We start from the raw sequence: 9,163 nt of genomic DNA, 5'->3' as shown, positions 1-9,163 counted from the left end.
CCGGGAACCGCGTACCGCGGCCTTACAGCGGTTCCCGCACGCCAAGCCCCAGCATGAAGCGTTCCCTGATCTGCACGGGATCGCGCTTGGTGGCTCCGGTGCCCGGCTTGTCGTCGATCCGCGCCGCAATCAAGGCAGGGCCGTCGGCCGCCAGCGCCTGATCCATCAGCCGCTCGAAATCGTCCTCGTCGGCCGCCCAGGCGCTGTTCGACAGGCCGCAACCGACGGCGACGGCGACCAGATCGGCACGCTGGGCCGGCGTCGGCTGGCTGCCGGTGATCTGGTAGATGCCGTTGTCCATCAGCACCAGGGTCAGGTTGTCAGGTGCCAGCGTCGCGATCGTGGTGAGGCAGCCGAGCTGCATCAACAGCGAGCCGTCGCCTTCGAGCGCGATGACGCGCCGCTTCGGCTGCGCCAGCGCGACACCGAGCGCGATCGGGAAGGATAGCCCCATGCTGCCGAGCATGTAGAAATTCTGCGGCCGGTGCCCGGTGGCCCATAAGTCGAAATTGGTGTTGCCGATGCCGCCGATCACGGCCTCTTCGTGCTTCAGCTTCGCGACCAGGCGCGAGGTGAGGTCGAAGCGGTTCATCACCTTGGTGTTGCGTGCGGGAGATTGCGGGTTCATCGGCGCGCTCACTTCTCGAAGACCTTGCCGCCGGTGAGCAGCGGGTTGAGGATCAGCGCCACCGGCGCTTGCGTTGCGATGGCTTGCTTGATCGACCGATCGACCGTGAACTCCAATTCGTCGAGCCGCGTCAGGGTGTGATGCTCCATCGCCAGCGAATCCAGCACGGGGCGCATGGTTCGGCACACCAGCGATTGACCGTAGTTGAACTCGCCGAGCGTGCCGCGCTCGGAGACGAACATGATCAGCGGGATCTGGCAGGGCACCACCAGCGAGGCCAGCACATTGGCAAGCGTCGCAAAGCCGGAGGTCTGCATCAGCATCGCGCCGCGGCGGCCGCCCATCCAGGCGCCCGATAGGATGCCGACAGCCTCTTCCTCGCGGGCGGTGGCGAAGGTGGTGAAAAAGGCATCGGCATGCAGGCTCTTGATCAGCGGCGTCAGCACGCGATCGGGCACGTAAGGAATGAGCCCGACCTCGTTGCGCTTGAGCGTGCGCAGCACGATCTCATGCCAGCTGTCCTCTCGAGGTGTAACTGGCGGCTTGGCGGACACCTGTCCGTCGCTTGCGGCCATCCCGGTCTCCCACATTGTCGGATGCCGCAGGTCATACGCCCCGGCCGATCGGTTCGCCTCGAACTTGACGCGGCAGGCCGGATTGTCAACATGCCCCCGGCGATGACGGCCCTGCACAGGCTCATGCTGCGATCGGCGCCGTCATCGTGCAAAAGTTGCGTCGAAAACGAAAAGAAGATTCCGGGAGGATAGCTTGAGCAGGTGGTTTCTCGCCGCCGTCGCGGCCGCGTTGGTGATGTCGGGCGCGTCGGCGCAATCGGGATTTCCGACCAAGCCGGTGCACATCCTGGTGCCGTACGCCGCGGGCGGCGCGGTTGACATTCTCGCACGGACGCTCGGCGATGCCGTCTCGAAGCAATGGGGGCAATCGGTGGTCGTCGAAAACCGTCCCGGCGCGGGTGGCGTGATCGCCTCGCAAGCGCTAGTCGCATCGCCGCCAGATGGATACACCTTGATGGTGGTCGCGAGCGGCCACCCGACCAACCCATTCCTGTATCCGAAGCTGCCTTACGACACCTTCAAGGACTTCACCGCGATCTCGCTGTTGGCATCGTCACCCAACATCCTGCTGGTGCGTGCCGACTCGCCCTACAAGACCTTGGCGGACGTGATCGCAGCGGCCAAGGCCAAGCCCGGCAGCCTGTCATTCGGACATGCAGGCACCGGCACCTCGCAGCATCTGGCCGGCACCTTGCTCAAGAGCATGGCTGGGATCGACATCGCGGCGATCCCCTACAAGGGCGGCGCGCCGGCGATCAACGATCTCCTGGGCGGGCAGATCCCGATGTCGTTCAACAACGGACCCGAGGCGGTCGGCCAGCTCGAGGCCGGCACGGTGCGGGCGCTCGCCGTCACCACGGCGAAGCGTGCCGCGTTCCTGCCCGATGTGCCCAGCATCGCGGAGACCGTGCCGGGTTACGACACCGAGGTGTGGTGGGGGCTGTTGGGTCCGCGCGGCATGCCGCCCGAGCTGGTCGAGAAGCTCGCGCATGATTTCGTCGCCGCGCTCAACACCGACGCGGTGAAGCAGCGCTTGGCCAAGCTTGGGGCTACGCCGATCGGCAGCACGCCGCAGGTCTTCGATGCCAAGATCCATGCCGACTACGACAAATGGGGCCCGATCATCCGAGCCGCCGGCATCAAACCCGAATGAGGCGGCGGCACGCTCCACGCAGCTTGTTTCAATTTCCGAACTGAAAGCCCATCAATGACCGTCAACACCAAGCGCGTCTTCTACGTCAAATATCTGGCGCATCCGATCTTCAGCGAAACCCTCAACGCCCGGCCCGATGTGCGGCTCGACCGGCTCGAGAACGAAAGCCCCGACGAGCTGGCGGCGCCGATCCTGGCGGCCGCACATGCCTATCAGGTTGGGGCTGCGCGCGACGAGCTCGCGCCGCACTTCCATGTCGACGCGGATCTGCTGCGGCGGGCACCCAACCTGCTGATCGTCTCCAGCAACGGCGCCGGCTACGATCCGGTCGACGTCGAGGCCTGCACCGCGGCCGGCGTGCTCGTCGTCAACCAGACCGGCGGCAACGCGCATTCAGTCGCCGAGCATGCGCTCGGCATGATGCTGACCTTGTCGAAGCGCATCATCGAGTCCGACCGCCGGCTGCGCCGCGACCGCGACGTCAACCGCAACGATCTGATCGGCAACGACGTGCAGGGCCGCACCATCGGCATCGTCGGGCTCGGCAATGTTGGCCGGCGCATCGCCGAGCTGTGCAAGGGGCTGCTCGGCATGACCGTGCTGGCCTACGACCCGTATCTGTCGGCCGAGGAGATGGCGGCGCGGGGCGGGCAGAAGGTCGCGCTCGACGAGCTCTTGCGCCGGTCCGACTTCGTCTCGATCAACTGCCCGCTGACCAAGGAGAGCCGCGGCATGATCGGCGCGCAACAGTTCGCCTTGATGCAGCCGCATGCGTTCTTCGTCACCACCGCGCGCGGCTTCATCCATGACGAGGAGGCGCTGCTGGGCGCCTTGCGTGACAAGCGGATCGCCGGCGCGGGGCTCGACGTCTGGTCCAAGGAACCGCCGCCGCCGGAGCATCCGCTGCTGCAATTCGACAACGTGCTGGCGAGCCCGCACACGGCCGGCGTCACCCGCGAGGCGCGGCAGAACATGGGCCGCATCGCGGCCGAGCAGCTGCTCGGAGCGCTTGATGGCGGGCGGCCGCCGCGGCTGATCAATCCGGAAGCCTGGCCGCATTACAGCGAGCGCTACCGCCGGGCCTTCGGTGAGTCGCCGAAAGGCTGAGAACAACTCCTTCGGGGCTGGCCGCCATGCTGCAATAAATCTGCTGCCCGGCCGGCCATCGGCGAAGCCGACATTGCTATTTTCGCAGGTGCCTCGACAGCTTCTCGGGGTAGGGCCATTTTTCCTTCTGCGCCACAGGTTTGCGAGCTACCGCTCGCGTGGCGCGAAAGGAATGCTTCAATGCGTCGGATCAATTCAATGCTGCAGTCCACCGGCGTCCGCTTCGGCCGCGCGTTCTCGCAATTCGTGGCGATCGCGGCGGCGAGCCTACCCTGCGCCGGTGCCTGATACCGCTAAGTTCCGTTAATATCTCAGATTTTGCGCGCCGGAATGACATAGGGCAACATGCTTCCGGCACATTTGGATAACATGGATCTTCGAAGCACCTACGGCAGGGAGGTTCCATGTCACGCTATGTCGTCCACTTCATGAAGGACGTGCTCGGCGAATATGGCCGGCAGCGCGAGATCTGCCAGAGCACGCTCGAGATCGACGCGCCCACCGAGGATCATGCGGTGGAGCTTGCCAAGCAGAAATTCTGCGAGAAGCAGTCGCTCCGCGATTGGTCGCTCCACGCGGATCGGATCCGGATCAACACGGCCGATCTTCCGGTTTGATCTTGCCAGCCGCTGTTCAGCGGCCGAGCGGCAGTGGCGGCTCGGTTGCGCCCGGTCCGAGCGCACGTTGCACCAAGACGGTATCCGACCAGCGCCCATGGCGGTAAGCGACCGCGGGTAGCAATCCGACGCGGCTGAAGCCGAACCGTTCATGCAGGGTCAATGAGGCCGCGTTGTCAGCATCGATATAGCCGATCATCTGCCGGAAACCGGCGGCAGCACAGGCGTCGATCAGGGCCTGGAGCAGCAGCCGCCCGACGCCCCGGCCGACATGGTCATGGTGGATGTAGATCGAGTGCTTGGCGGTGAAGCGATAGGCCGGGCGCTTGCGGAACAGCACCACATAGGCATAGCCGATCACCTCGCCGCGCCAGGTCGCGACCAGATGCGGCAGGCGATGGTTGCGCAAATTCTTGCGCCGCTGTTTCAGGTCGTCCGGCTCCGGCACGCCGGATTGCGGCGCGTTGTCCTCGACGCCGCGGCGGATGTGCCGGCGGTAGATCTCGAGCATCGGCTCGACATCCTCGTCACGGGTCGGGCGAACGATCACGAGCGGCTCGACTCCCCCTGACATCGCCTGGTTCGTTCCTCGCCCTATGCCGCGGACCTCAGGCCGCGACGACATAGGTGTGCAGCCTGATCCGGCCCTGCTCGTCAACCTCTTTGTAGATGCCCTGGATCTCGACATCGAAACCGGGAAACGCGTTGAAGGCCTGCTCGAACATCTTCAGATAATCGATCATCGGCTTGGCGCGGTCCGTCAGCCGTTCGCCGGGCACGATGGCGGCGATACCAGGCGGATAGACCACGAAGAGGGTGGTCGCGATCCGGCCTTCGATCTGGTCGATCGGCAGGTAATCAACCTCGTTGCGGGTCAGATAACGCGCTGCCTCACGCGGCGACATCGCGATCTCAGGCATGTGCTCGGGCATGAATTGCTTGGCCTGCAGCGCGCTGACATCGGCGTCGCGATAGAAGCGATGCATGGCGCTACAGAGGTCGCGCAGCCGCTTGCCGGCATAGCGCGCCGACCGCCGGCGGGTGAACTCGGGCATCGCATCCTCGAGCAGCGCATTCTCGTCATGCAGCTTCTTGAAGGCGACAAGACCGCTGATCAGGGTGCCGGCCTTGCTGGCTTCGACGCCGGGCGTCAGCAAAAACAGCAGCGAGTTGAGGTCGTTCTTTTCCGGCACGATGCGGTTCTCGCGCAAATATTGCGCGACGACGGGAGCCGGGATGCCGTGCTCGGCATAGCCGCCGGTGGCGTGGTCGAAGCCGGGTGTCAGCAAGGTCAGCTTGTTCGGATCGGTCATGGCGAAGCCGGGGGCGAGATTCGGGAAGCCATGCCAGGTGGCCTCCGGCGCGAGCTGCCAATAGGCGGACTGGGTCGCCAGCTGGTCGGTCGATATCATGTCCCAGGCCACGTCATGGACACCGTCCTCGCTGCCGGCATCGGCGATCGCAACCCGGTCCGGGACGAACGGCTCGAAGAACCAGCGCCGCGCCGGATCCTTTTCCTTCTCCTCAAATTCGCGGCGCATCGCGCGGATTTTCTTGCGCAATTCGATGCCGAGCCGGATCGTGTCGTCCCATAGCACCTCGCCGGACCGGCCCTTCATCATCTGCGCGCCGACGTCGAGCGAGGCGAACAGCGGATAGAACGGCGAGGTCGAGGCGTGCTGCATGAAACTTTCGTTGAAGCGGCGGTGCTCGATCCGGCGGCGCTGGCCCTTGATGTGGCGGTCCTTGATGTGGATCTGCGAGGCCTGGGAGAAGCTCGCGAGCTGCTTGTGGGTCGACTGGGTGGCGATGATGCCGGGCGCGTCCGGCCCAAGGTTGGAGAGGCCCATGGCAAAGCGGCCGGCATAGAGCGGGTGAAACTTCATGAAGCCGGCCCAGGCCTCGTCGAACATGATGTAATCGCAGAGGTGGCCGATCCGCCGGATGATCATCTCGGCGCTGTGGATCGAGCCGTCATAGGTGCATTGCTCGACGACGGCGACCCGGAACGGCCGTTCCTTGCGCCAGGTCTCGGGGTCTTTGACTAATGGGTTGTTGCGGATCTGCTGGCGCAACTGCTCCTCGTCGAGCAGGTCCCAGCGCATCGGCCCGATCAGGCCCCAGGCATTGCGCACGGTCGGGATGTACACGGGGATGCCGCCGGACAGCAGCAGTGCGCCGTGATGGGCGGCCTTGTGGTTGTTGCGGTCGAACAGCACGACGTCGCCGTCGGTCACCAGCGCGCCGAGCACGACCTTGTTCGAGGTCGAGGTGCCGTTCAGCACGAAGTAGGTCTTCTCGGCGCCGAAGATCTGCGCGGCCTCCTTCTGCGCCTTCAGCGCCGGCCCTTCATGGGTCAGGAGGTCGCCGAGGTCGAGCACGGAATTGTCGAGGTCGTCGCGGAATACGGCCTCGCCGAGATGCTCGACGAACACCCGCCCGATTGGGCTGCGGTTGTAGAACACGCCGCCATTATGGCCGGGGCAGGTCCAGAGCTGGTTACCTTCCTCGGCGTAGTCGACGAGCGTGCCGAAGAACGGCGTCTTCAGGGTCTCGGCATATTGCTTGAGCCGGCTGATCAGGTTTCTGGCGATGAAGGGCGGCGTCTCCTCGGAGAGGAAGACATAGCCGTCGATGAAGTCGAGCACCTCGACCGGCAGATCCTCGAAGCGTTTGCGGCGGATCAAGAGGATGATCGGGAAGTCGAGGCCACGTCGCCGCATCAAATTGATGAGGGCCATGGTCTTGCCCTCCAGGCCCTTCTTGCCCCAGTCGACCACCATGCAGCCGATCGCGGCATCGGTCTGCACCGCGATTTCGGCGTCTTCCAGCTTGCGAGCCCGCACCACTTCGAAGCCGGAGCGCTGGATCTCCTCGATGATCTGGTTGAAGCGAACGCCGGATAGGTCGTCGGCCTCGAACACGGGCGCGGCGAACAGGAACGTGAAGCGTCGGAAGTAGTCCATGCGGGTCTTTCAGCGCGTGAGGTGGGACGAAAGCTGTCGGCACATTCGATGACAATTCGATGACGGGCTGGACTGTCGGCCAGACCCCCCGGATCGCTGAAGATGGAAAGAGGACAGGCCGGGTGCAGTTCCATTGGCGCTTGTCAGGCCGCATGCCAGATGGCAATCGTGCGCTGTGACCCGTTTCACCAAGCCTAGGATACCGCCGCGTGTACCCTGATTGGATCAGCCTGGACTGCGCAAGACCATCCCCGACTCACCGGGACGCCGCGCTGGCGCGTCAGGAGCAGCTCACAAAGCCCTTGGGCGCGCTCGGCCGGCTGGAGACGGTTGCGGTCGAGCTGGCGGCGCTGCAGGCAACGGAGACGCCCGGCGCCGACCGCGTCCCGGTCGTGCTGTTCGCCGGCGATCATGGCGTCGCAGCCCAGGGCGTCTCGGCCTATCCGCCGGAGGTCACGGTGCAGATGCTGCGCAATTTCGCCTCCGGCGGAGCCGCGATCTCGGTGCTGGCACGCACGCTCGGACTGCCGCTCGAGGTTGTCGATGCCGGGACCTTGGCGGCCGAGACCATTCCCGGCGTCATCGCCGACAAGCCCCGCAATGGCACGCGCGATTTCAGCCGGGAAACGGCGCTTACCGCGGCCGAGGTTGTGTTCGCGCTCGAAACCGGCCGGCGCGCCATCGCGCGCCAGGCAGAGCACCGGCCGCAGCTTGTCATTCTCGGCGAGATGGGCATCGGCAATACCACCTCGGCGGCCGCGATTGCCGCGGCATTGCTGTCTTGTCCGCCGTCGGAGATTGTCGGCAGCGGCACCGGGCTGGATGGCGAGGGGCGGGCACGCAAGGCGCGCGTGATCGCTGATGCGCTGGCCCTGCATGGTCTCACCGGCAGCGCCCCGGTCGAAACGGTGCTTCCGGCCGTCGGCGGCCTGGAGATCATCGCCATGACGGGCGCCATTATCGCGGCCGCGCAGGCAAGATTGCCGATCCTGATCGACGGCTTCATCGTCTCGGTCGCAGCGCTGGCCGCGATCAGGCTCAATCCATCCTGCCGCCCCTGGTTGATATTCTCCCACCGTTCGGCCGAACGCGGCCACGGCCTGCTGCTCGATGCGCTCGGTGCGCGTCCGCTGATCGATCTGGATTTACGGCTCGGTGAAGCTTCGGGTGCCGCGACGGCACTGCCGATCCTGCGATTGGCTTGCGCGCTTCACAACGGCATGGCGACCTTTGCCGAGGCCGCCGTTTCCAACCGTGACGCCTGATGCGGATCGATCTGTTGCGCCATGCCACCACCGGTCGCGACGGCCATCTCGATGGCCGCACCGATCTGCCCATGAACGAAACCGGCTGGCGGCAATTTGCCGGGCAGACGAAAGCCGACGACTGGCGGCTGGTCGTCACCTCGCCATTGGCGCGGGCGCGGCTTGGGGCGGAAGACTATGCGCGCCGCGCCGGAATTGCGCTCCGCGTCGATGATGATTGGGCTGAACTCGATTTCGGCGCGTGGGATGGGCGCATGCGCAGCGAGATCGCGGCCGAGCCCGAAAATGCCGATCTGCTCAACGCATTCTATGCCGATCCCAACGCCTTCGCTGCGCCGGGCGGCGAGAAATGGATCGGGCTGCAGCATCGGGTCTCTCACGCCCTCGACCGGCTGTTGACAAGTCCCAAGGCTACGCCGGTCCTGGTGGTGACGCATGGCGGCGCGATCCGTGCCGCCCTGGCGCAGCTGCTCGGCTGGCCGCTGCAATCGCTGTGGAGTCTGCGCATCGATCCCGCCACGCGGATCAGGCTGGAGGCAGGGCGCAGCGCCGACGGCACGCGCTGGGGCGAAATCGTCGAGATCATCCAGCCATGAGTGTGCGCGGGTTCTGGATCGCGCTGCAATTCCTCACGCGGCTGCCGACGCCTGACGTGACCGACATGCAGGCCGATGATCTCGCACGGTCGGCGATCTGGTTTCCGGCCGTCGGTCTCGTCATCGGTGTATTGCTGGCACTGGTGATGCGTGTCTTCCAAGGCAGCGGTTCGTGGGTGGCCGCGCTTGCGGTCCTCGTAAGCTGGATCGTCGTTACCGGTGCGTTGCATCTCGACGGGCTCGGCGACGTCGCGGA

At 65.4% G+C, this 9,163-nt stretch carries 10 protein-coding genes; 6 read left to right on the top strand and 4 right to left on the bottom strand.

Translation table 11 applies throughout. The features are described 5' to 3' along the window. Positions 1 to 22: 22 nt before the first annotated feature. Complete coding sequence (locus tag WA702_RS13820) at positions 23 to 628, bottom strand: thiamine pyrophosphate-dependent enzyme (RefSeq protein ID WP_425111089.1); 606 nt, start codon at positions 626 to 628, stop codon at positions 23 to 25. Between the two features lie 8 nt (positions 629 to 636). Beyond that, positions 637 to 1,203, bottom strand: a complete 567-nt coding sequence (locus WA702_RS13815; protein WP_425111088.1) for a thiamine pyrophosphate-binding protein — start codon at positions 1,201 to 1,203, stop codon at positions 637 to 639. 235 nt (positions 1,204 to 1,438) lie between these two features. Here WA702_RS13815 and WA702_RS13810 point away from each other — a divergent pair, with 235 nt between their 5' ends. The 3 genes from WA702_RS13810 (at position 1,439) to WA702_RS13800 (ending at position 4,080) form a co-directional block, all read left to right on the top strand. Next, the gene (locus WA702_RS13810) at positions 1,439 to 2,356 is read left to right on the top strand and encodes a Bug family tripartite tricarboxylate transporter substrate binding protein (RefSeq protein WP_425111090.1); all 918 of its coding nucleotides are present in this window, start codon (positions 1,439 to 1,441) and stop codon (positions 2,354 to 2,356) included. 54 nt (positions 2,357 to 2,410) lie between these two features. After that, positions 2,411 to 3,463: a hydroxyacid dehydrogenase gene (locus WA702_RS13805; RefSeq protein WP_425111087.1), complete on the top strand. Its 1,053-nt coding sequence runs from the start codon at positions 2,411 to 2,413 to the stop codon at positions 3,461 to 3,463. Positions 3,464 to 3,867: 404 nt separating this feature from the next. After that, entirely contained in the window at positions 3,868 to 4,080 is a 213-nt protein-coding gene (locus WA702_RS13800) for a hypothetical protein (protein WP_425111086.1), read from the top strand. 16 nt (positions 4,081 to 4,096) lie between these two features. Here the strand turns inward: WA702_RS13800 and WA702_RS13795 are convergent, their stop codons facing one another. Together WA702_RS13795 and WA702_RS13790 are read right to left on the bottom strand one after the other, a co-directional pair. Further along, positions 4,097 to 4,654: an N-acetyltransferase family protein gene (locus WA702_RS13795; RefSeq protein ID WP_425111085.1), complete on the bottom strand. Its 558-nt coding sequence runs from the start codon at positions 4,652 to 4,654 to the stop codon at positions 4,097 to 4,099. 34 nt (positions 4,655 to 4,688) lie between these two features. Next, positions 4,689 to 7,046: an Orn/Lys/Arg decarboxylase N-terminal domain-containing protein gene (locus WA702_RS13790; RefSeq protein ID WP_425111084.1), complete on the bottom strand. Its 2,358-nt coding sequence runs from the start codon at positions 7,044 to 7,046 to the stop codon at positions 4,689 to 4,691. Positions 7,047 to 7,255: 209 nt separating this feature from the next. Between WA702_RS13790 and cobT the strand changes: the two genes are divergently transcribed. The 3 genes from cobT to WA702_RS13775 all read left to right on the top strand — a co-directional run. Then, the gene (gene cobT / locus WA702_RS13785; RefSeq protein WP_425111083.1) at positions 7,256 to 8,311 is read left to right on the top strand and encodes a nicotinate-nucleotide--dimethylbenzimidazole phosphoribosyltransferase; all 1,056 of its coding nucleotides are present in this window, start codon (positions 7,256 to 7,258) and stop codon (positions 8,309 to 8,311) included. Beyond that, the gene (locus WA702_RS13780) at positions 8,311 to 8,907 is read left to right on the top strand and encodes a histidine phosphatase family protein (RefSeq protein WP_425111082.1); all 597 of its coding nucleotides are present in this window, start codon (positions 8,311 to 8,313) and stop codon (positions 8,905 to 8,907) included. The genes cobT and WA702_RS13780 overlap by 1 nt, the downstream gene beginning before the upstream one ends. Further along, positions 8,904 to 9,163 (top strand): adenosylcobinamide-GDP ribazoletransferase (locus WA702_RS13775; RefSeq protein ID WP_425111080.1); only part of this gene is annotated, 260 nt, incomplete at its 3' end. The genes WA702_RS13780 and WA702_RS13775, both read left to right, overlap by 4 nt.

The organism is Bradyrhizobium sp. (assembly GCF_049798375.1).
Classification (GTDB): Bacteria; Pseudomonadota; Alphaproteobacteria; order Rhizobiales; family Xanthobacteraceae; genus Bradyrhizobium.
Note: the sequence above shows the minus strand (reverse complement) of the source record. Positions and strands in the feature narration are given on the sequence as shown.

What these genes read in the sequence shown, in the direction of transcription:
- WA702_RS13820 (WP_425111089.1), bottom strand. Translation starts at nt 628, where the DNA reads ATGAACCCGCAATCTCCCGCACGCAACACCAAGGTGATGAACCGCTTC.
- WA702_RS13815 (WP_425111088.1), bottom strand. Translation starts at nt 1,203, where the DNA reads ATGGCCGCAAGCGACGGACAGGTGTCCGCCAAGCCGCCAGTTACACCT.
- WA702_RS13810 (WP_425111090.1), top strand. Translation starts at nt 1,439, where the DNA reads ATGTCGGGCGCGTCGGCGCAATCGGGATTTCCGACCAAGCCGGTGCAC.
- WA702_RS13805 (WP_425111087.1), top strand. Translation starts at nt 2,411, where the DNA reads ATGACCGTCAACACCAAGCGCGTCTTCTACGTCAAATATCTGGCGCAT.
- WA702_RS13800 (WP_425111086.1), top strand. Translation starts at nt 3,868, where the DNA reads ATGTCACGCTATGTCGTCCACTTCATGAAGGACGTGCTCGGCGAATAT.
- WA702_RS13795 (WP_425111085.1), bottom strand. Translation starts at nt 4,654, where the DNA reads ATGTCAGGGGGAGTCGAGCCGCTCGTGATCGTTCGCCCGACCCGTGAC.
- WA702_RS13790 (WP_425111084.1), bottom strand. Translation starts at nt 7,046, where the DNA reads ATGGACTACTTCCGACGCTTCACGTTCCTGTTCGCCGCGCCCGTGTTC.
- WA702_RS13780 (WP_425111082.1), top strand. Translation starts at nt 8,311, where the DNA reads ATGCGGATCGATCTGTTGCGCCATGCCACCACCGGTCGCGACGGCCAT.